The sequence below is a fragment of the Candidatus Enterococcus huntleyi genome (assembly GCF_009933175.1).
GTDB lineage: Bacteria > Bacillota > Bacilli > Lactobacillales > Enterococcaceae > Enterococcus_K > Enterococcus_K huntleyi.
In genome coordinates, this window is the sequence record NZ_MAEJ01000004.1 from 12,816 (window position 1) to 36,619 (window position 23,804).

Annotated in this window: 19 protein-coding genes; 6 read left to right on the forward strand and 13 right to left on the reverse strand. The window is 37.8% G+C overall.

What is annotated here, in order from left to right; all coding sequences use genetic code 11:
* Positions 1-97: 97 nt before the first annotated feature.
* From BAU15_RS03855 to BAU15_RS03895, 9 genes are all read right to left on the reverse strand, one after another.
* Positions 98-1,051 (reverse strand): ABC transporter permease, encoded by a 954-nt coding sequence (locus tag BAU15_RS03855; protein WP_161841455.1) that lies wholly within the window; start codon positions 1,049-1,051, stop codon positions 98-100.
* Positions 1,051-2,181 (reverse strand): ABC transporter permease, encoded by a 1,131-nt coding sequence (locus tag BAU15_RS03860; protein WP_161841456.1) that lies wholly within the window; start codon positions 2,179-2,181, stop codon positions 1,051-1,053. Before BAU15_RS03860 ends, BAU15_RS03855 begins: the two co-directional genes overlap by 1 nt.
* On the reverse strand, positions 2,174-3,742 hold the full coding sequence (locus BAU15_RS03865; RefSeq protein ID WP_161841457.1) for an ABC transporter ATP-binding protein: 1,569 nt from the start codon (positions 3,740-3,742) through the stop codon (positions 2,174-2,176). Before BAU15_RS03865 ends, BAU15_RS03860 begins: the two co-directional genes overlap by 8 nt.
* Positions 3,743-3,967: 225 nt before the next feature.
* Positions 3,968-5,074, reverse strand: coding sequence for a BMP family lipoprotein (locus tag BAU15_RS03870; protein WP_161841458.1), 1,107 nt, complete (start codon positions 5,072-5,074; stop codon positions 3,968-3,970).
* A gap of 63 nt (positions 5,075-5,137) precedes the next feature.
* On the reverse strand, positions 5,138-5,539 hold the full coding sequence (locus tag BAU15_RS03875) for a cytidine deaminase (protein ID WP_161841459.1): 402 nt from the start codon (positions 5,537-5,539) through the stop codon (positions 5,138-5,140).
* A gap of 15 nt (positions 5,540-5,554) precedes the next feature.
* Positions 5,555-6,217 carry a deoxyribose-phosphate aldolase gene (gene deoC, locus BAU15_RS03880; protein ID WP_161841460.1) on the reverse strand — a complete coding sequence of 221 codons (663 nt, stop codon included), beginning with the start codon at positions 6,215-6,217 and terminating at the stop codon, positions 5,555-5,557.
* Between the two features lie 112 nt (positions 6,218-6,329).
* Positions 6,330-7,631 (reverse strand): pyrimidine-nucleoside phosphorylase, encoded by a 1,302-nt coding sequence (locus BAU15_RS03885; protein WP_161841461.1) that lies wholly within the window; start codon positions 7,629-7,631, stop codon positions 6,330-6,332.
* A 126-nt stretch (positions 7,632-7,757) separates the two neighbouring features.
* Entirely contained in the window at positions 7,758-8,783 is a 1,026-nt protein-coding gene (locus tag BAU15_RS03890) for a LacI family DNA-binding transcriptional regulator (protein ID WP_161841462.1), read from the reverse strand.
* Positions 8,784-9,193: 410 nt separating this feature from the next.
* Positions 9,194-9,799, reverse strand: coding sequence for a class I SAM-dependent methyltransferase (locus BAU15_RS03895; RefSeq protein WP_161841463.1), 606 nt, complete (start codon positions 9,797-9,799; stop codon positions 9,194-9,196).
* Between the two features lie 238 nt (positions 9,800-10,037).
* Here BAU15_RS03895 and coaA point away from each other — a divergent pair, with 238 nt between their 5' ends.
* The 6 genes from coaA to BAU15_RS03930 all read left to right on the forward strand — a co-directional run bounded on the left by coaA (position 10,038) and on the right by BAU15_RS03930 (position 18,926).
* Complete coding sequence (coaA, locus tag BAU15_RS03900; protein WP_161841464.1) at positions 10,038-10,961, forward strand: type I pantothenate kinase; 924 nt, start codon at positions 10,038-10,040, stop codon at positions 10,959-10,961.
* 127 nt (positions 10,962-11,088) lie between these two features.
* On the forward strand, positions 11,089-12,645 hold the full coding sequence (gene guaA / locus BAU15_RS03905) for a glutamine-hydrolyzing GMP synthase (protein WP_161841465.1): 1,557 nt from the start codon (positions 11,089-11,091) through the stop codon (positions 12,643-12,645).
* 415 nt (positions 12,646-13,060) lie between these two features.
* Entirely contained in the window at positions 13,061-13,666 is a 606-nt protein-coding gene (locus BAU15_RS03910; RefSeq protein WP_202622709.1) for a hypothetical protein, read from the forward strand.
* Positions 13,641-14,648: a helix-turn-helix transcriptional regulator gene (locus BAU15_RS03915; protein WP_161841466.1), complete on the forward strand. Its 1,008-nt coding sequence runs from the start codon at positions 13,641-13,643 to the stop codon at positions 14,646-14,648. The genes BAU15_RS03910 and BAU15_RS03915 overlap by 26 nt, the downstream gene beginning before the upstream one ends.
* Before the next feature lie 145 nt (positions 14,649-14,793).
* Entirely contained in the window at positions 14,794-18,546 is a 3,753-nt protein-coding gene (locus BAU15_RS15855; protein WP_272927908.1) for a CAP domain-containing protein, read from the forward strand.
* 149 nt (positions 18,547-18,695) lie between these two features.
* Positions 18,696-18,926: a hypothetical protein gene (locus BAU15_RS03930; RefSeq protein WP_161841469.1), complete on the forward strand. Its 231-nt coding sequence runs from the start codon at positions 18,696-18,698 to the stop codon at positions 18,924-18,926.
* Positions 18,927-19,137: 211 nt separating this feature from the next.
* Here BAU15_RS03930 and BAU15_RS15665 read toward each other — a convergent pair whose 3' ends face one another.
* The 4 genes from BAU15_RS15665 to BAU15_RS03945 all read right to left on the reverse strand — a co-directional run bounded on the left by BAU15_RS15665 (position 19,138) and on the right by BAU15_RS03945 (position 23,786).
* Positions 19,138-19,737, reverse strand: a complete 600-nt coding sequence (locus BAU15_RS15665) for a hypothetical protein (protein ID WP_237580126.1) — start codon at positions 19,735-19,737, stop codon at positions 19,138-19,140.
* Positions 19,738-19,877: 140 nt separating this feature from the next.
* Positions 19,878-20,927 carry a reverse transcriptase domain-containing protein gene (locus BAU15_RS15670; protein ID WP_237580127.1) on the reverse strand — a complete coding sequence of 350 codons (1,050 nt, stop codon included), beginning with the start codon at positions 20,925-20,927 and terminating at the stop codon, positions 19,878-19,880.
* A gap of 555 nt (positions 20,928-21,482) precedes the next feature.
* Positions 21,483-22,388 (reverse strand): ROK family protein, encoded by a 906-nt coding sequence (locus BAU15_RS03940; RefSeq protein ID WP_161841470.1) that lies wholly within the window; start codon positions 22,386-22,388, stop codon positions 21,483-21,485.
* 18 nt (positions 22,389-22,406) lie between these two features.
* Positions 22,407-23,786 (reverse strand): 6-phospho-beta-glucosidase, encoded by a 1,380-nt coding sequence (locus tag BAU15_RS03945; RefSeq protein WP_272927909.1) that lies wholly within the window; start codon positions 23,784-23,786, stop codon positions 22,407-22,409.
* Between the last annotated feature and the right edge of the window lie 18 nt (positions 23,787-23,804).

A 23,804-nucleotide genomic window follows, 5' to 3' on the forward strand; every position in this document is an offset into this window, starting at 1 on the left:
AAGACATATTGTCCCTTAAGCCCACCCTTTTTTCAAATTACTGATTATTCAATTTTATTCTACTCTATTAAAGACGACCGACCAACGGCAATTGACTTTATTTCGATTTAATATAATTCTTCCCATTAGCTTTTGGTCCGGAAGCTTTTCCTAGGAAAATAACCAAGACCAGAATGGTTAAGACATACGGTGCTGCTTGCAGATACACTTCTGGAATTGAAGAAATCACTGGCAAATTGCCACCGACGATACTGATGTTTTGAGCAAAACCGAAGAAAATTGCGGCGCCCATCGCACCTAGTGGATTCCATTTACCAAAGATCATCGCAGCCATGGCAATAAATCCTTGACCGGCAATCGTTGTTACGGCAAAACGTCCTGAGATCGATTGGGCGAAAATTGCGCCACCCATTCCACCGAAGAAACCAGAAAGTAAAACCCCTGAATAACGCATGACATAGACATTAATTCCCAACGTATCGGCTGCTTGAGGATTTTCCCCGACAGAGCGCAGACGCAGACCAAATCTTGTTTTGTAGACAACGAACCAAGCCAATATGGCAATCAAGATAGCAAAGTAGGCTGGCAAGGTTGTGTTTTTAAAGAAGATTGGACCAATCACTGGAATATCTTGCAAGATTGGAAAACTAAAGTAACCAAAAATTTGTTGAATATTATCTGTTTGACCTTTTCCGTAGATAACTTTTACCAAGAAAACGGCTAAGGAAGGTGCCATCAAGTTGATGACCGTCCCACTAATAATATGATCGGCCCGAAGATTGATGGTTGCCACTGCATGTAATAATGAAAAAACCATCCCAACTAATCCACCGACTAAGATTGCAACCCACGGTGTCCATACGCCTAAACTTTCGGCATAGGTTAGGTTAAAAGTGATTGCGCTAAAGGCACCCATCACCATGATTCCTTCAAGTCCCACGTTGACAATCCCACTACGTTCTGAGAATACGCCACCTAAGGCTGTCAGAATTAAGGGCGCGGCGTACACTAATGTTTGCGTCACAATAGATGCGATTAATGAAATATCCACTAGAGAACCCCTCCTTCTTGATCTTCGTCATTTGGTTTACTTTCAATTTTTTCGACGACTGCAACCTCTTTTTTATTGCCAGAAGTTTTCGCTAAGATAAAGCGAATTAAATAACTAATCCCGACAAAGAAAATAATAGAAGCAATCACGACATCGACTAATTCTGGTGGAATGCCGACAAACTGCATGCCTTGACCACCTAATTTTAAGATACTGAACAGGATAGCTGCCAAGAGAATCCCAATCGAGCTGCCTGCGCCAAGTAGCGACACGGCCATCCCATCAAAACCAATACTTAGAGAGGACCCTTGCACGAAGAAATATTGGTACGTGCCTAATCCTTGAACGACACCACCCAATCCAGCTAGACCACCTGAGATGATCATAGAAGTGATGATCGTGCGTTTACTGCTCATTCCTGCATATTCGGAAGCAAAAGGATTCAGTCCAACTGCTCGAATCTCATAGCCTAACGTTGTTTTCTTCATAAGAAACCAGACTAACACTAAAAAGATCAGTGCTAAAAAGATCCCTGTACTGAGACGTGAGCCGCCACCTAATTGCGTCAACCAATCCATTCGAAGAGAGCCATTGGCACCAATTGGTTTCGTGACTCCTTTATTATTCATAATTTTTTCACTCATCACGTTATTCACGATATGCGTGCTAGCATATAGCAGTACGTAATTTAGCATAATAGTGACAATTACTTCGCTTGTCCCAAAGAAAGCGCGCAAGACACCGGGAATCGCTGCGGCAATCGCCCCAGCTACGGCACCGGCAATAACTGCTAGCGGCAAGACGATTAATTTCGAGGTATCAGGCATCGACAGAGCTACCCAAATACTAACCACCCAGCCACACAATGCTTGTCCAGAAAGCCCGATGTTAAAGAAGCCAGCTGAATTAGCTACCGAGAAACCGAGAGCGGTAAAGATTAAAGGCGCCGCCATTACGAAGATTTCACCAATACTTTTTGAATCTCTAAATGCTGTTTGGAACATCGCTTGATAGCCAGTAATCGGCTCGTAACCAAAGATTAGCATAATAATTGCACCAAGTACAAAGCCCATAACGACTGAGAGCACAGGCACTAATATATTCCGAAGTTTTTCTGATCGACTATTCACCAGAATCACCTACTTCCACCTTTTTTAACTCTTCGCGCGCTTCTTCTAATGAATAACCCGCCATCATTAACCCTAATTCATTTTCTGACGTTTGTGCTGGATCTACGATACCGACAATTTTCCCGCCATGTAATACTGCGATTCGGTCAGAAACATTTAAGATTTCATCCAACTCAAAACTAACTACTAATACGGCTTTGTCTTTATTTCGTTGTTCAATTAAGCGTTTATGAATGTACTCAATCGCCCCAACATCTAAGCCACGAGTCGGCTGAGAAACAATTAATAAATCCGGATCTCGATGAATTTCTCTGGCAATAATTGCCTTCTGTTGGTTCCCGCCTGAAAGAGCCCGAGCAGGCACTAATTCATTAGTCGTCCGCACGTCAAATTCTTCAATTAATTCGCGAGCGAACTGATTCATTTCTGGATAATCTAAAATGCCATGGTTACTAATTGGTTCTTGATAATAGGTCTGTAAAGCAATATTTTCAGCTAGCGTCATCTCTAAGATTAAACCATATTTATGTCGATCTTCTGGCACATGACCGACACCCGCTTCGGTTATCTTCCGCGCTGAATGATTGGTAATCTCATCACGATTCAAGAAGACTTTTCCTGATTCGACTTTGCGTAAGCCAGTCAAGGCTTGGATTAATTCCGTTTGACCATTGCCATCGATTCCGGCAATCCCTAAGACTTCTCCCGCGCGGACTTCTAAGCTCAGATCTTTGACCGCTGCCAGCCCGCGACTTTCGTTTACCACCAAGTTTTCGACAGATAAAACGACTTCTTTTGGCACAGCCGGTTTTTTCTCTGTTTTAAAGGAAACCGCGCGCCCGACCATCATATCAGCCAATTGTTGAGACGAAACATCTTTAACATTGACTGTATCGATACTCTTACCGCGACGAATGACGGTACAACGATCCGCTACTTTCTTAATTTCATCAAGTTTATGCGTAATGATAATAATTGATTTGCCTTCTTTAACTAAGCTATGCATAATCTCCATCAATTCATCAATCTCTTGAGGAGTTAAAACCGCTGTCGGCTCATCAAAAATTAAGACATCCGCCCCACGATAAAGGGTCTTTAAGATTTCAGCACGCTGCTGCATCCCAACAGAAATATCTCTGATATAGGCATCTGGATTGACCGACAATCCATACTTTTCAGAAAGCTCTTTAATCTCTTTCTCGGCCTTCTTACGATTTAAGAAGCCTAAACGATTCGGTTCATTTCCAAGAATAATGTTTTCTGTGATCGTAAATGCCTCCACCAACATGAAATGTTGATGCACCATGCCAATTCCTAAACGATTAGCCACCGTTGGACTTGAGATAGCAACTTTCTGTCCGTTCATATAAATATCTCCAGAAGTCGGTTGCAACAACCCTGACAACACATTCATCAACGTCGATTTTCCAGCACCGTTTTCTCCTAACAAAGCATGAATTTCACCACGCTTTATCTGCAAATTAATTTGGTCATTTGCTTTAAACGTGCCAAACTCCTTGGTTATGTCTCGCATTTCAATGACAAAATTTTCTTGATCCACGTTTTTTCACATCCTAACGATTTTAATACACTTCACTAAGTGATTGATACGAATGAGTCGCAGCTAAAACAAGTAGATTTTAGCCTTTAGCACATTGGTTTATTTGCGCGTGATTAGACTCTTAGGAAAACAGACTCTGTCGCTCTACTTTCCTAAAAGCTAGTCTCTTATTTTAGAAAAGCCTTGCTAAACAAATTGTTCAACAAGGCTATGCAATTCTATTTCTTATTTAGTTGGTGCTTCTGGTATCTCAATATCGCCAGCAATGATTTTTTCTTTTGCTGCTTCAACAGCGGCTTTCGCTTCATCTGTTAGGTAACCATCAGTTAGGTCAACACCACCGTCTTTTAGTCCGTAAACTAAATGTTCGCCACCAGGGAATTTACCGTCTAACGCACGATTAGAAATATCTTTTACCGCTGCACCCACACCTTTAAGTGTCGAAGTTAGTGTAAAGTTATCTTTTTCGCCAGTCTTCTTGTTTGTGTACTCCCCTTCTGCTTGTTGGTCACTATCCACACCAATTACCCACACTTTATCTTTATCACCAGCTTCATTTAAAGCTGTTGCTTCTTGGAAGACACCATTTCCAGTACCACCTGAAGCATGATAGATAATATCTGCGCCATTTTGATACATAGAGGCAGCTAAAGCTTTTCCTTTAGCAGGATCCCCAAATGAGGCTGCATATTTCACTTCAACTTTAATATCTTTTTTCAATTCTTTCGCTGCATCTGCTACACCTTTTTCAAAACCAGCTTGGAAACGGTCAATAACAGGACCTTCTTCACCACCGATGAAGCCAAGTTTGTCTGTTTTTGTTGTGTAAGCTGCTGCAACCCCTGCTAAATAAGCGGCTTCGTGGTCTTTAAATGTTGCAGAAACCACGTTATCTTGTCCTTCAATCACATCATCAATTAAGCCAAAATTCACATCTGGATTTGCTGCTGCACCGGCTGCAATTGAATCTTTTAATAGATAGCCAATACCAAAGACTGTTTTAAACCCTGAAGAAACTGCTGAATCAACATTTGTTGTGTATTGAGACGCATCATTTGATTGAATGTAGTCAAAGCCTCCTGGTCCTTTAGAAAGACCATGTTCTTCCCCCCAAGCTTGAAGACCTTCCCAAGCTGATTGGTTAAATGAACGGTCATCTGTTCCACCAATATCGGTTACAAGTATAACGCTGTGTTCCGCATCTGTTTTACCAGAAGCACTGCCGCTTGAATCCGTAGAATCTGTTCCGCCTTTACCTCCACCACATGCACCTAATACCAGTGCTGCCGTCAATGCAACGGCACCTAAACCAAATAATTTTGCTTTTTTCATTTCTGTAAAGCCCCCTATATAGTATGAGTTTTTTCAACAGTCAGTGACTGAATTGAACAAGGTTTATAAATCTTCTTCCGTAAATGCATACGGCAATAATTCCCGAACCGTCATCTGTTTTTCAACACCATTATCACCCAGCAACGTCACCGGCATCTCAGGCGAACAAAATTCCGCCATGACCTGTCGACACGCACCACAAGGAGAAATAGGTTCCGGGGTATGTCCTGCAACCACTAAATGTGCAAATTCGCTTTCGCCTTCTGAAACAGCCTTAAAGAAAGCCGTCCGTTCTGCACAATTCGTTAAGCCAAATGAAGCATTTTCAATATTAATCCCTTGGTAGGTTTTGCCACTTTTTGTGACGAGACAGGCACCCACAGGAAAATGAGAATAGGGAACATAGGCTTTATCTAATGCAGCAATTGCACTATCTTTCCATTCTTGCTTCGTCTCTTGCTTCATGCATTACGCCTCCTCTTAGTAGCCTTCGCCAGTCGTTCCAGAAACAATCGAAACGCCTGCGCTTGTACCAATCCGAGTCGCACCAGCATCAACCATCGCCTGTGCTTCTTCAGCATTATGAATGCCACCAGATGCTTTAACACCCATCTCAGGCCCAACCGTTGCGCGCATAATTTTCACCGCTTCAACAGTCGCTCCTCCAGTTGAGAAGCCAGTCGATGTTTTTACAAAATCAGCGCCTGCTGCCTTAGATAATTCGCAAGCCTTAACGATTTCTTCTTCTGTTAATAAAGAAATTTCGATGATTACTTTGACTAACGCTTTGCCTTTAGCTGCTTCAACGACTGCTTGAATATCGGCTTGAACTGCATCATATTGTTTTGATTTCAAAGCACCAACATTGATTACCATGTCGACTTCATCTGCGCCATTTTCAATCGCATTTGTTGTTTCAAACGCCTTCGTCGCTGACGTGTTCGCCCCTAACGGAAAGCCAATCACGGTACAGACAGCCACAGAAGAATCAGCTAATTCCTCATGTGCTAAAGCCACCCAAGTTGGATTCACACAGACTGACCAAAAATGATGTTGCTTGGCCTCTTCAATAATCCGTAATACATCCGCCTCTTTCGCGTCTGCTTTTAAAATAGTATGGTCAATCAGTTGATTTAATTCCATTTTTATCCGCTCCCTACTCTATAATCGTTCATCTAATACTCTACTTAATGATTTACTCTGCCATTTATTTAATGACCTATTCAACAATCTAATCAATAATCTAGTCAATAATTTACTCTGTAATTATATCATGAATTAGCTGAGGCTCTTCGGCTGACACACCGATTTCTATATTTTTATACAGCAACTCTTTGACTGCCTCAATCGCCTGGGTATTACTATAGATTGTGAGCAATGATTCCCCTTCGACGACTGCATCGCCAATTTTTTTATGCAGCTTCAAGCCTACCGCATGATCAATCGATTCTTCCTTCGTTTGACGCCCCGCGCCTAGCATCATCGCTGCTATGCCAATCTCATTGGCAACGAGTTTAGTGACAACACCAGAAGTTTTCGCTGGCAAGTCCATTGCGTACTGCGCTGTTAAAATCATCTCCGGTTGATCAATCACTCGGGTATCGCCCCCTTGATTTTCGATCATTTCGCGGAACTTCGCTAAGGCTTTACCAGAAATCAACGCTTCTTTTAATAACTCACGCGCTTCTTCTAAGGTCTCAGCTTTCTTAGCCAAAACAACCATCTGACTGCCTAACACATAACACATCTCGACTAAATCCTCAGGTCCTTGACCTTTCAATGTTTCGATTGCTTCCACAACCTCTAAACTATTGCCGATTGCTTCCCCTAAAGGTTGCGACATATCAGAAATCACGGCCATTGTTTTGCGTCCAGACAATTCCCCGATACGCACCATCGTATGCGCCAACCGTTTTGCTTCATCAATACTCTTCATGAAAGCTCCATCACCTGTGGTCACATCCAAGACAATCGCATTTGCGCCTGCCGCAATTTTCTTACTCATAATTGAGCTTGCGATTAACGGAATGGAATCCACCGTCGCCGTCACATCACGCAAGGCATACAATTTTTTATCCGCCGGTGCCAAATCGCCCGATTGGCCAATCACTGCCACCTGACTCTTATTCACTATTTCTATAAAATCTTCATCAGAAATTTCTACTTTAAAGCCTGGAATTGACTCCAGCTTATCTAACGTGCCTCCGGTATAACCTAGGCCACGTCCTGACATTTTCGCCACAGGTGCCCCAACACTGGCCACTAAAGGCGCCAAAATTAAAGTTGTGGTATCGCCCACGCCACCCGTCGAATGTTTGTCTACTTTGATGCCCTCAATCGAAGACAAATCAATCATTTCGCCTGAATTCGCCATCGCTAAGGTTAGATTGGTAATTTCTTCATTGGTCATGTCTTCATAAAAAATAGCCATCAATAACGCGCTCATCTGATAATCAGGAATGACATCGTTCGTGTATTCCTCAATAATAAAATGAATTTCCTCTTTCGTTAGTGCCAGGCCATTTCGCTTTTTTTCAATTAAATCAACCATTCTCATCTTCGAAATTCCTCCAAATCTTCCTTCGTAATTATACATTATTCTACCTCTAGGTAAAACACTTTAGTAAAACAGTTTACTAATAACAAGCTATCCGTTAGATAGCGTTTACAAACGCACTATAGCTTATTCGACAGGACTTGTCAACCTCTTCACACTCTCACGAATAATTAATTTTGTTTCGAAGGTTTTATTCGGAATCTTGCGATTTGGGTACTCGATGGCATCAATTAAGAACTTCGCTGCATAATAACCAATCTCAAAACTCGGCTGACGCACAGTCGTAAGAGGTGGGTAAATATATTCAGAAAGCTTCAAGCCATCAAAACCAATCACCGAGATATCCTCAGGAATCTTCCGTCCCGATTCATAGATTGCTTGGTAACAGCCAATCGCCATCGCATCATTACCACAAAAAATCGCCGTTATCTCCTTACTTTTTTGCAACAATTCTCTTGTCGCCTCATAACCACCCGAAACTGTCAGCTCACCAGACGTTACCAATTTCCCAGAAAAAGGCAGTCCATTATCTTTGAGCGCCTGACGATAGCCATTAAACCGCTCCTCCAACTGATAATAACCCGTTGTCTCCTTCAACATACCAATCTGTTTGTGCCCTTTATTAATCAATAAACTCACCGCTTGATAAGCCCCTTCGTATTCCTTAACCAAAAGCCGCCCATTATCACGCTGATTCAAGCCTCGATCAATCAACATAATCGGCATATGACGATAAAAACCACTGGTCAACGAATGCTCCTCAGACAAAATATGCGGCGTCGCAAATAAAATCCCATCTACCGAACGATGAGCCAACTCCTCCAAATACTGCTTCTCTTTCTCCTGGCTATGACGTGAATTACATAAAATAATCACATAACCCAAAGAATTTATATAGTTTTCGACCCCTTCGATAATCTTTGAAAAGAAAAAATCCGTCACATCAGGCACAATCATGCCGATTGTTTTCGAATGACGATTAATTAAATTTGAAGCAAAATAATCCGGTTTATATTGATGCTCCTCCACTACTTGTAGTACGCGAGCACGAGTCGCTTCACTAAAACGGCTGCCTTTATTATTCAAAATTTGTGAAACGGTCGTCACTGAAACGCCCGCCAGTTCAGCAATCTCTTTAATCGTCAACTTCATCCCCGACACCCCTCTTTTTCAAACTCGCCTACAGTGTACCAAATTTTCTCTGAAAAAAATAGCCACTTGAAAAACGAAACACCCGTGAACACCTTGTAACTATACAAAAAAACGCCCTGCAAGGTAACATGACTCCTCACCTAAATTCAATCCGCTTATTCAACTAGCGAGGCAAACGGAATGCTCGTATGACAATCCAAAGATAGCTATACGAATAAATAGTAAAAAAGAGAAATACCCGGTTAATTACCTAGGTATTTCTCTTTTGACCTTTGCTTGTCCATATGAATGTCCAGCATTTCTTATTGCAATCACAAGTATCCTGCAATTACTCTAGCGACAGCCCTCACCCAGATTTACGCTAGACTACTTACCTGATTTTACCTAGGTAATTACCCGAAAAAACTCGATTAAGCTTCTTTGATACTTTTTAGAATGTAATAGCCTTTATCCTTTGTGACAATCTCAACATTGCCGAAGGTTTCAGCCATTTTTTTCTCAGCACTCGGTGCACCCTGTTTCTTTTGAATGACGATGGTTAATGTACCCCCAACTTTTAGTAGTGGGTACGCACCTGTTAAAATCTCATGGACGACCTTTTTACCTGCCCGAATTGGCGGATTACTAACAATCGCCGCATAATCTGCTTGAGTAAGTGTTTCATAAATATTTGATTGATGAATATCGACCTGCTTCACGCCATTACGACTAGCATTCCCTTGAGCCAAACCAACCGCTCGCTGATTAACATCAATCATCTCAACTGGCAGCTGGCTGGCATGAGCTAGAGCCAAGCCGATTGGTCCATAACCACACCCAACATCTAAAATCGCCCCTTCAGGTAATTCCTCCCAGCTGAATGCATCAATCAATACGCGTGAGCCATAATCCACTGTATCCCGTGAAAATACGCCACTATCTGTCTCAAATTGGAAATTCTTGCCCTTTAATTCAAACGACCATTTCTCTAGGTCATGCGCCACATCTGGTTGTTCTGTATAATAATGATTTGCCATCGATTTCGCCCCCACATTTCTTCTCTTGACTAGTCTACCTTTATTTTGTTTGGCAGGCAACTTTTCCTTCTACTTTCTGTCAAAATCCTCCTTTTTATCGGGAAAAGCACACGGAAAAATTCATCCGCCAAAGCCATTCTTTAAAGAATTTACTTCCAAAGCAAAAACACATAGGAAAAATGGTTGAATTCCCTTATTTTATGGTAAAATAATCTCAGTGCTGGTAAGGGAGGATAACATGGACGACAAAATGAATTACTATCAGATTGCGCGAAAGGAATGGCAGGAGTTTTACCGAAACGGTGCGGCCCCTTTAACGCAAGAGGAACTAGATAGTATCAAGAGTTTTAACGATCAAATTTCAATGCAGGATGTGCAAGATATCTATGTGCCATTGACGCATTTAATTCATTTATATATGAAAGAATTTGAATCTTTAACAGTGAGTAAAGGACTGTTTCTACATGAATATGTCCCTGTACCGCCTTTTATTATTGGGATTGCTGGGAGTGTTGCCGTTGGGAAAAGTACCACAGCACGCCTACTACAGATTATCCTATCGAGAACCTTTAAACGCCGTAATGTCCAATTAATTACGACCGATGGCTTCCTTTATCCAAACAAAGTATTGGAAGAACGAGGCATCATGGATCGCAAAGGATTTCCCGAAAGTTACGACATGGAGAAGCTGATTGAATTCCTCAATCAAGTAAAATCGGGGCAAGAAGAGATTAAAGCACCGCTGTATTCGCATAACGTCTATGACATTATCGATGGCGAATTTGAAACCATTCAGCAGCCAGACATTCTGATTGTCGAAGGGATTAACACCTTGCAGCTACCCGCGAATCAGCAAATTTACGTGAGTGATTTCTTTGATTTCTCTGTCTATGTTGATGCCGACTCTGACTTAATTGAAAAATGGTACTTGGATCGTTTCGGAGCCTTATTAGATACGGCTTTCCGTGATCCAGAAAACTACTATTATCAATATGCGATTGGCGACCGAAAAGACGCCTTTGCAATGGCTAAGGACGTTTGGCAATCAGTTAACCTGAAGAATTTAGAAGAATATATCTTGCCAACTCGTGGACGAGCAGATATCATTCTCCATAAAACAGAGCATCATATTATTGATGAGATTTTTCTACGTAAGTACTAATTTCCATTCAACTACTGACGTAGGCTAGAAATATTGGTATGATACTACTTGTAAGATAAATTTTGCGTTTTAGAGTGAAGGCCTGACCTTCCTTTGAGATAAATTAAAATGAATAGGGGTAATAAATGTGACGAACGTTGCCGACATGACAAATGTTGAAAAGATTATCGTACTCGATTACGGTAGTCAGTACAATCAATTAATTACACGCCGCATCCGTGAGTTTGGAGTCTTTTCAGAACTACTAAGCCACCGAATTACTGCTGCTGAAGTCAAAAAAATGGCGCCAAAAGGCATCATTTTATCTGGTGGACCAAATAGTGTCTACGATGAAAAAGCGTTTCGGATTGATCCAGAGATTTTAGAATTAGGCATTCCAATTCTAGGTATCTGTTACGGAATGCAATTAATCACTCATTGCTTAGACGGAAAAGTTGAATCCGCAAAAAATCGTGAATACGGTAAAGCTGAACTAGAAGTCACTAGCTCTTCTGCTGCCCTATTCCAAAATACGCCAGACAAACAAACTGTTTGGATGAGCCACGGTGATTTAGTCACTGAAGCACCTGCTGGATTTGAAGTAGTTGCTACAAGTAAAGACTGCCCAATCGCGTCTATTCAAGATAGCGAACGTAAATTCTACGGCGTGCAATTCCACCCGGAAGTTCGCCATTCTGAATACGGCAATGATTTATTACGTCATTTTGCTATGGATGTCTGCGAATGTAGCGGCAACTGGACAATGGATAACTTCATTGACATGGAAATTGCCAAAGTTCGTGAAAAAGTTGGCGACAAAAAAGTTCTTCTTGGCCTTTCAGGCGGGGTTGACTCAAGTGTCGTTGGGGTTCTTTTACAAAAAGCGATCGGCGATCAATTAACTTGTATCTTCGTTGACCACGGCTTATTACGTAAAGGCGAAGCTGAACAAGTAATGGAAAGTCTAGGCGGAAAATTTGGCCTAAACATCATTAAAGTTGACGCAAAAGAACGCTTTATGAATAAACTTGCTGGCGTTTCTGACCCAGAAGAAAAACGTAAAATCATCGGAAACGAATTCGTGTATGTATTCGACGATGAAGCAACAAAACTAGACGGAATTGACTTCCTAGCACAAGGAACTCTTTATACTGACGTCATCGAAAGTGGAACTGAGACTGCGCAAACAATCAAATCTCACCACAATGTCGGCGGCTTACCTGAAGACATGCAATTCCAACTAATCGAACCTTTAAACACCCTATTCAAAGACGAAGTCCGCGAATTAGGCAAACAATTAGGCATGCCTGACGCAATCGTTTGGCGCCAACCATTCCCTGGACCAGGATTAGGTATCCGTGTCCTAGGCGAAATCACTGAAGAAAAATTAGAAATCGTCCGCGATTCTGATTTAATCTTACGCGAAGAAATCGCTGCAGCTGGCCTTGATCGTGACATCTGGCAATACTTTACAGTCTTACCAGGCATCCGTTCAGTCGGCGTTATGGGCGACGGCCGTACCTACGATTACACAATCGGTATCCGTGCCGTAACATCCATCGACGGCATGACCGCAGATTTCGCTCGCATCCCATGGGATGTCTTGCAAAAAATCTCTGTTCGTATCGTTAATGAAGTCGCACACGTCAATCGAATCGTGTACGATATTACCAGCAAACCGCCAGCAACAGTCGAGTGGGAATAATGCATAGGTGAATTAGATTTAAAATTGTTGATCTAATAGGCTTAAATTCCAGTCATACAAACAAATTTGAGGTCATTTAGGTGCAATTTTGCCTTAGTGTGACCGCAAATGTATCCTGATGAAACCAAATTTATTGAGTCAGTCAAATTTTTTTGACTGGCTTTTTTATTTTTTGATTCTTCCTTTTCTTTTAAACGGCGATAGATAATTGCCCACTTTGGAAAAACCGGAAGTTAGAATTTATCTCTAAATTTGTTGTGGCCTTAGCCGCCGTCTAAACTCAGGTAAAACTCAGATTTTCTTTTTTAAATACATATATCTTTCTATAAAATCGCTTGATAGAATAAAGTAGTCATAATATGCATACGTGATTTTGTATAATAGAACTGTAGTTATAAAAAGGAGGAATTTCTCAATGCAACAACACTCAATCAAAATTTTCACTCTATGCGCTATGGCTGTATGTATAAACGTTATACTAGGATCGATTATCACCTTAACGCATATTCCATTCCTATTTTTAGATTCATTAGGAACTATTTTTATCTCAGCGAATTTTAAAATGAGGTATGGTGTTATTACAGGTTTATGTACAAATTTATTATTAGCAGTTATTCATGGACCACTTGCTTTACCCTTTGCCTTAGTGAGTATCACAATCGCTATTGTCACAAACTTATGTGCAAGAAAGAATTTCACCTATTCAAAAGCAGTTTTAACGGGTATTTTACTTGTCCTGATCGGTTCTTTAGTTAGTGCCCCAATACGTGTCATTTTGTACGGAGGATTTGGTGGATTACATAAATCAGTTTCAGACATACTAGTTTTTTCTATTCAAGCAACTGGCAGACAAGCAATTACTGCTGCTTATTTTGGTGCAGTAACAGATGGAATAATAGATAAAATCATTTCTTGCTTAGCTATTGTATGGCTTAGTAACTTGCCTCAAATCAAAAGACTACTTCGGTCATTTTACATAACAAAGGAGAATAATCATGAATGGACAAATGAGAATCCTTAGAATTTTCATCCAGTTATTAAATGGTGAAACACTTTATAAAAAAGATTTAATTGAAGAATATCAGAAAAAAGGAAGTACGATTCAAAGAGATATGACCGTTATCGAAGAAGCGCTAGAAGAAAATCTGCGAACTTCTTTGAATACACCTTATATTGGAAGACTATTTCGTGAGGGAAAAGGAGTTTATCAACTACCTGAATATATTAAAAAGAACTTCTTAACAGATGATGAATTACTTGCTACTTTAAAAATCTTATTTGCTAGTCGTGCATTCAATATAGAAGAAATGACTAATTTCATTGATAAATTCCATGACTTATCAAAAGATAAAAAAAGAGTTCGTCAATTTATTGCTAATGAAGAACTCTACTATCATGGTGTTTCAAAAGTAACCCTACTAGATAGAATTAACCTTATTTATGATGCAATTTCAGAAAATAAAATGATTGAGTTCGAGTATACAAAATGCGGAGAAACACGAACTTTCAAACGCATTCCGAATGCTGTTCATTTTTCTGATTTATATTTTTTCATGTTATCAGCTTCGCACACGGCTCAAGATGATGGAGATTTTTCTGCGTTAAATAAATTTCGTATTAATAATATGGTGAATCCGAGGATTGTATCTTCTAAAAATAGAACAAAGCATAAAGATCGTTTCGAAAGTGGTGCTTTAAGAAATCAAACGGCTCATCTCCCCTTTTTAGGAAATACAATCACGATGATTGTTGACTTTTATCATGATCCTGTATATGTATTGGATCGTTTCCCAAATTCTAAAATTCTTAAGGAAAATGAAGATGGAAGTTTCCGTATTGAAGTCGAATCAAATGATGGTTATGGAGTAAAAATGTGGTTACTTAGTCAAGGTGATATGATAAAAGTGATTTCACCTAATCATATGAGAGAGTATATTATTCAAGATATGATCGGTGCATTAGATTATTATGGATATGAAGTAACCCCTAAGGAAGATAGTTAACAGCTATCTTCTTTTTTATTCAAAAAAAGTTGAAATTTTCTAAAAAAGTTTGCTTGAAAACCGTAAGTGTTCATATTATGAATACGTCATTTTGTATAATTGAAATAGGCTAGAATTAGCTGTATAAAAACAAGGAGGTCGCTAAATGAAAATAAATAACTTTAGCAATGTTTCAGCTTCGGAAAAAAAATACCGAGCAAAAATGGTTAAAGGAAAACATGGTTGGTTAGTAAAAGGTATGGTATTTGGTACGCTTCTACTTGGTGGTATGACTTTCAATACAACCTCAGCTGATGCCGATGTATGGATTCCTAACACTGTAGAACAAATTTCAAATAGAATTACAGAGGGACAGACGTCATTAACAATGATTGAAGGAGATACTGTTTATAACATCGGTTTAGCTATAAACATTAAAGACCCAATGCAATTATTGTATGATAATGGCTTCAAAAATGGCGATCAGTATACATTAGCTGTTGGTACAGTTATTTCTTGGGACGGTAATCACGTAACTGTGACAGATTCCAATGGGAATGTGATTGGAGATACTCTAGTAAACGATTCACAAAAACATAACCCTGATGAAACAATCGCTGGGCAAGCTACTGATACACCTAAAAATGTGTCAACGAATAAAAAGGAAGATGCTACATATACGCCAACGGACAATAAGACAACACCATCTACAAATAGTCCAAGCGGTAAAGATTCAGTAGTGAAACCTGAAACTCCTACGACACCTGTAGAAAATGAAAAACCTACAAGTCCTGTTGTACCAGAATCTCCAGTAACTCCTGAAACACCAGTTGTACCTGAAACTCCTGAGACTCCAGTAAAACCTGAAACTCCAGAGGTTCCAAATGAGCCTAACAATCCTGATACTGGTGAAAAGCCAACTACACCTGTAGTTCCTGAACAGCCAGATAATCGGACAGAATTAGAAAAATTAAAAGCACAATTAGCAGAATTGGAAGCAAAATTACAAGTCGCGCAAGAAGAGTTGAATCAAGCTTCACAAGAATTAGCGAATGCTAAAGCAACCGACCTAGATGCTGAAATTGAAGCATTGCAAGCTATTGTGGATCAAAAAAATGAACGTATTTCTGTGATTCAAAATGAAATCTATGAATTAGAAGCAGAAAGAGCTTCTGCTTACTCAGAACTAGATACTGCGACAACTGTATTGAATAATACCTTAGCTACTCAACAACAAGCACAAGAAGCTGTGAATGCAGCACAAGCCGCTTTAGATGCCATTCAAGCATCTGATGATTTGGAACAAATTGCCAATGCAGAAGCAGCATTACAAACGGCTAAAGATGCGTCTGCTAGTGTAGATGCAGAAGTCGCTCAAGCGCAAAACGTTGTAAACGAAAAACAAAATGCGTTAACTGCTATTGAAAACCAATTAACAGCGAAACAAGCAGAACTTGATGAAAATAATGTAGAAGCTGATCTAGCTACTTTGGCTGAACTTCAAGAACAAAAAGCGAATCAAAAATCTGTAGACGAACTCGAACAAATTGTAGCTGAGAAGCAAAAAGTTGTTGATGAGTTGAATGAGCAAATTGCTGATGTGAAACGGAAGATTGCAGATATTGAATTAAAAGTTGACCGTTCAGATGCAATTAATTCATTGAAAGATTTACCTTATTTAACACAAGAATTAGTTGATGGATATGTATCACAAATTAATTCAACATTGAGTAAAGATGAAATTCAAGCAATTGTGAATGAAGCGAATGCCAAAAATGCTGAATTAAAAGCGCAAGCTGATGCAGAACAATCTGCAAAAGAATTGGCTCAAGCAAAAACAAACGCAATTGCTTCACTAGATGCATTAACATTGTCATCTGTTGAAAAAACTGATTTTATCTCACAAGTTGAGAATGCTCAATCGGTTGATGCAATTAATGCAATTCTAGGAAATGCACAAACTGTTTCTAATCAAAACAAAGCAAATCAAACACTTAAACAAGCAAAAGAAGATGCGATTGCTTCTTTAGATGCATTCACTCTTACTGACGAAGAAAAAGCTGATTTCGTTTCACAAATCAATTCAGCTTCATCAGTTGATGCAGTTAATCAAATTGTAACTTCTGCTAAAACTCAATCTGATGCAAATGAGCAAAAGGATAATGATGCGAAAGCACTAGAAACTGCTAAAACAAATGCAAAAGTGTTAATCGGGAAAATGAATTTAACTTCTCAACAAAAAACAACATTTACTGCTCAAATTACAGCTAGCACAACAATTGAACAAATTGATGCAATTGTAAAAGAAGCACAAGCAATTTCTGACAAAAATGATGCAGACGAGCAAGATGCAAAAGAATTGGCTACCGCCAAAACAAATGCATTGGCTAAATTAGAAGCAATGAATTTAAAAGATCAAAAATCTGATTTCACAAACCAAATCAATAATACTCAATCTGTATCAGTAATTGAACGTATCTTGGAAGAAGCACAAAAAACCTCAGACAAGAACGATCAAGATAACATGGCTTCTCAAGAACTAGCTAAAGCAAAAGAAGAAGCTTTAACTAAACTCAACTCACTAAACTTAAAATCTGATCAGAAATCAGATTTCACAAATCAAATCAATGATGCATCTTCTATTGATCAAGTAAACTCAATTTTAGTTGAAGCACAAAATGTTTCTAAATCGAACGACGATGCTGATCAAGCTTCTAAGTCATTAGAAACAGCAAAAACTGAAGCATTAACTAAACTTGATACGTTAAATCTAAAAGACAATAAATCAGAATTTACAAATAAAGTAAATGCTGCTAAATCAATTGATGCAGTCAATGCAATCATTGCAGAAGCTCAAACAATCTCTGATACAAATGATCAAAAAGATGCAGAAGACCAAAATCAAAAAGAATTAGCAACTGCTAAAACAGAAGCTCTTGCTAAACTTGATACACTAAATCTTAAAGATCAAAAATCTGAATTTGTAAATAAAGTGAATACGGCGAAAACTATCGTTGAGATTGATCAAATCGTTAAAGATGCTCAAACAGTATCTACAACAAATGATCAAGCTGATAAAACTGCTAAAGAGTTGGCCGATGCCCAACAATCTGCGATAGCAGAGGTAAAGTCATTAGAGTACTTGTCTGATCAAGAAAAAGCAGACTTTACAACTCAAATTAATACTGCTAAAACAATTGATGCGGTTACTAAAGTAGTTAGCGATGCAAAAGCTAAAAATGAAGCAAATGCTCCTCAACCAGAGAAAACTTTAGATGAAGTTAAGAAAGAAGCTATTAAAGAAATTCAAAAAGCTAATCTAGGATTGAATGCAGTTGGTTACATTACTAAAGTAAATAAAGCAACATCCATCGAAGAAGTTAATCAAGTTATGTTTGAATTTAGAATTGCAATCGAGGCTAATACTAATAAAAATAATCCTAGCGCTTCAACAATCGAACGAAATGCTGAGGAAGCTCAGAAATTCCAAGATGAATTCTTAAAAGAATTAAATGCTTATCGAGTTGCTAATGGATTATATGAAATTACTTTTGATCCTACATTAAATGCGGCTGCTCAAATCAGAGCTAAAGAATTAGAAGCATCATTTGAACATACACGTCCTAGTGGGGGTAAACCTTTATCTGCAGTAGTAGAAGCATCTGGTGGATTATCTAATAATATTTACGGCACAGTTGGTGAGGCAATCTCTTATGGATCTGGTTGGCAAAATTTAAGTGGTGAATCTGCAGCTAGAGCAGTTATAAATGGTTGGCAAAATAGTCCAGATCATGATTCTATTCTTAAAACTAGTGATAATAAAAGCTTTACCATCGGAATCGGATTCTACATTGGTTCAGATGGCAAAACATATATGACTTTCTTATTTGGATCACTTAAAGCGGTACCTAATAATTAATTATAGTTAACATAACTAATTTTCAAAATCAAATCCTTCTCACAACTAATTAAATATAGTGAGAAGGATCTTTTTATCTGTATAAAACAAACTACATCAAAAGACAAGTAATTACAATAAACGAATTCTCATATCCAGCTATCAAGAAGATGTTTACTGATTTACAACGTTTAGATGAAGTTGTGTTTTCTTACTTTCAATCAACTTATCAAAATACGCAACAAATTGCATCAAGTAAAGCTTGTTTACAACACTTATCAGGATTTGATCATCATGTTGATGTTAAAAAACAAATCATTCAATCAAATCAAAAGAAATGGGTTGCATTTGACAACAATCAATCACAAGAGCCTATCTATAAGCCCTCAGTAAAACATTAAAACCCTCCAATATAATTATTCTTCGCACTATTCATGCGAACATCTATTATACCGGGGGTTTGTGTAGATTATTATGAATACTGGTCAATACTTACGCAGAGGTGGTCAATTTGTCATATTGACTTCACTCAAATTATAACTTATTTTTTTGTGTTGTCTGCTTGCCAGGTAACTGTCAAGTTATGATTTAAACCTTTTTTCACTACAACATTTACTGACAAATTGTATCTAACACATCTAGCAGAGAAACAAAATTTCTAAAATCAATATTTTCATAATTTGATAACACATATTGTGAAAATATCTCTTTTCCATAAAAGTCTTCTCCACCAGCTTTATCAAAAGTTTTTCCATTGATAACTGTATTTAACATTGAGTCCAAAAACAAGTCTTCCAACTCATTTTCCCGACTATTTCCTATCAAAGAATGCGTTATTAAATACAAGTTCTTTTCTATTTCAACATACAATTTATTCTGAAGTTGTTCAACTTTGGATTTATGTATGTTTGAATGATTGATAAATTTTTTTAAGGGTTTGGATTTATTTGCCATCTCATTGTCGAAAAGAAATATCGTTGGTTTATTTTGACAAACAGCTTCATTTTCCATAAATAGTTTCAAATAGTTGGGATAAGAAACATTATCTTTATCAGAAAAAAAATTATACAATTTTGTCATTGAATCTGCCCCGTCTAACTCAAGATCAAAAAAATATCTAAGACATTTACTACGATTCAAAAATTGGAATTTATAAATAAATTCATTTTTACCTTCAATTTTCTCTATTAGATTAGGGTATGATTTATACATCTTTTTTAATGCAGCCTTTATATATCTAACATCAGTTTTGCCTTCAGTTACAATTATCGGATACTCATTGCCATAAAAGTATTTGTAAAATAGAAATTTTTGGTATTCTTTTTCTCGTCCACTAAACTGTTTAGCTCTTGTTATATATTTTTTTCCTTTTTTTCGACACTCAAAAGATATTTTTGGTACTCTATATTATTTTTCATTATAGAAGCATTGTTTTCTAATTTATTATTATACTTATCTAACTGGTTAATAAATGCGAAACGGCCATTAAGTTGATTAATACTACCAGTTCTCTCATTAACATCAAAACTTCCTGTTTTGTACAATGTATTAGCCATCGCTCGAGTATCTTTGTAGTATTCTCTAGGTACATTCAATTTTTTATTTACAATTAAACCTGTTACTGTCTGCCTTGAATTATTAAACTGTAGTCTAGTTTTATCTTCATTGATCTCAAATCCCGCTTTAACAATCTTTTTTTCTAGTTTTTTTAAAAAAGTTTGGTATTCATTAACTATCTGAACGTTATTAGTTGAAAAAGTTAAATCATCTGCATATCTTGTATAATTTAATTTAAATCTTTTTGCTAATTGCATAATCCTATAATCCATTATTTGACATATTAAATTAGTTATTATAGGTGAACTCGGTGCTCCTTGTGGAAGAACTCCCTTATAACAAGATAATTGCGCTATGATTACTGCCACTTCAGTTGGAACTTTAAAGTCTTTATTTTTCTCAAAAAAACCTTTCACTCTTCCAAAATGAAAACTTTTAAAAAAATCTTTTAAATCCACATTTATAATAAATTTTTTATTTCTATGAATTTTTGCATTTGTCATTATGCTTTTATTAACTTCAAAAGCATGAGAAATCATTGGAACCCTGTAGCGTATGCCATCTTTTAAATTTTTTTGATAAAGATTATATTCGTATGTGTTCGCATATTTTTTCCAAACGTCAATTTGAGTTTCCCATAATATCTCGGCTAATCTCTTTTGAACATATTTTAGTTTTCCTTTAGGTGCATCTATATTCCTAAAACCTCCATTTTTTTTAGGAATTTCAAAAGATTCATAAAAACTATCGGTTCCCTTCACATATAATAGATGAGTCATACTTCTTTTACTTATATCAAATTCCTCAAAAAAAATATTTTTGTCTTCTATTTCAGTTAATCGCATTGACTTTAATCTCCTTATAGAAGCGTGTGGCAACTCATTATGCGAAGCATGGTCGGTAAACAACTCATTATATATTGTCGCTATGGTATTGGAGGCATGCTTACTAGCTACCCTTTTTGTCATAACTTGCGAAACACAAGTCAAAAAATCTTGCCACACGCACATTCATTATATCATTGATTACACTTGATTTTCTCAACATAATCACTTTTCTTGATTTTCTATATCGTACTTTTATGAAATATAATCCAATTGATTTATATTTAATTTTCGGCCAATATTTATAACTTATTTAGTGAAAATCTACTCAATTAACTAACGCTCAGATTAACTGTAATATAAGATTATACTTATTACTTTCCAACTGTTAAGTAATCCTTAACAGTTGGAAGTTTAATCATCTTTCTAAATTTTTGAATCATCATTTACAATAAACCTTATCCGCCTTTTCCGACTCACTCATACCAATAGAACCAAAAAGAGACTGCCCTAAGACAGTCCCAAAACTTATTTCAATTCAATCAATCTAAATCCTCTACCTCATAAATTTCACATTTACTTAGAGTCTAGACTCATATCTTCAGAAATACAGCTAGCTATACTAATAGCTGCCCCAATCAAGTTCGCATCGTTTCTGTACTTGCAGCGCTCAATTTTAGTCGAGACAAGCTCACTAAATGCATGTGTAATTTCTTGATAATAGAGCTTTTGAAGTTCTTTTATAAACCAATCTTCAGAGCTTATCCCACCACCGATGCAAATAATTTCTGGATTATAGAATATAGTAATGATATTTAATCCCTTAACAATATTCAGTAACCATTCATCGACCGTCTTTTTGGCAATCCTTTCGCCTGCTAGATAATCCTGACATATTTGCTCAGCAGTATAGACTTGCCCCGTTCCTCTATTTCTCTTATATATTGCCAATAATCCAGGAATTGAGACCTGAGAAGCCATTCCTTTTAGTCGTTTTCCATCAAATCCTATTGGTAAATGGGAAAATTCTCCAGCAAAGTTATCCTGACCACGTATGACTTCAGTTCCATTGAATAATGCTCCGCCAATTCCCGTTCCTATTAACCAATAGGCACTCGTCCGACTATTTCGTCCGTTTCCTATCGAAACTTCACATAATCCAGCAGCCCTAGCATCATTCAATGTTGAAACAGGTAGGTTTAGGCGAGCGGTTATCTCTTTATTCACATTCGTTCCATACATTACACAGATTGAATCAGCCGCTTTGGACAGAACACGAGAATCCTCTGCTATGATTCCTGGGGTACTTACGCCTACGCCAATCACTTGATTCGTATCGATATCTTGACAAATATAATCATAAAATAGCTCCGCAGATGCACATCGCTTTGTTGGCTTTTGCCATTTCTCTATGATGTCCATGTTTTTTGATAAGATCGCATATTTAATATATGTGCCGCCAATATCAATACTTAAATACATACTTTCCACCCACTATCCTTAAACTAAACTTCGAGAAATTTCGTCTTTAATCGTTACTCCAGAAGCTTCTAATTCTTCAATTTTAGCTACAAATTTCGGCAAAAATTTCTTATGCGCTAGTAGCAATTCATCCATCACTGTTTTAGCCGTTGCTCCAGCAGGAATCAATGGATTGATTGTAAAGGCTTGTAGCAACATGCCATAATCTCCGGTAACTGCCGCTTTACAAATACATAATTCCATATTTTTCATTAATTGTAACCAGCCTTTTTCTGCTGGCTCTAGACTACCAAAAGCAATCGGTAAAGCTCCTGCAGCGCCAATGTATGCAGAGACTTCCACGACACATTCTGGCGGCAGGTCAGGAACCGCTCCTTTATTTTGAGTTGAAACAACAATATGCGTTTTTTTGTTAGCATAGATTGATGCAATCGATTCACACGCAGCATCTGAGTAATGTGCGCCACCACGTTTTGATAACTGTTCTGGTTTATAATCTAGTTTTGGATCTTTGTATAATTCAAATAATTCAGCTTCTGTTTGTTTCACTTGTTGTGCTCGAGTACCAATCGTTGCAAATTCTTCAAGCGCAAAATCAAGCATCTCTTCTTGACGGTAGTAATAACGGTGATACCCACAAGGAATCATATTCATCTGTACGAGTTGTTCTTTAAAGAATGGCACATTATGGATGTTTACGGGAATTCCAGCGTCCGCTTCAAACATTTTATCAATAATTTTTGGCGTCACATCTTCACCAAATTTATCAATAACTTTATGCCAGTGAAAATGATTTAAACCAGCGAATTTATAAGTTAAATCATTTAAAGTTTCCCCAATTAAATTAGGTTCCTTCATCATTGCACCAATTGGCACATTACATAATCCGATAACTTTTTCCCATTTACCATATCTAACGATTGCTTCTGTTACCATTCCTGCAGGATTAGTAAAATTAATCAGCCATGCATTAGGACACAAACGTTTCATTTCTTCGACAATCTCTAAAATAATAGGAATTGTTCGTAACGCTTTAAATATTCCACCGGCTCCATTGGTTTCTTGTCCCATCATGCCGTAGGATAAAGGAATTCGTTCATCGCGAATACGCGCATTTAATTGTCCTACACGAAATTGAGTGGTTACAAAGTCTGCATCCTTCAGCGCTTCTTCACGATCCATAGTAAGATGGATTTCTACATCATAAGGTGAGGCAGCCCACATTCTACGAGCCATTTCACCAACAATCTCTAATTTCTCTCTACCTTCTTCAATATCTACTAACCAAATTTCTCGGATGGGTAATTCATTGTAACGTTTAATAAAACCTTCCATTAATTCTGGTGTATAACTGCTTCCTCCGCCAATTGTAGCGATCTTAATTCCTTGTTTACTCAATCTATTCATCTTCCTTCC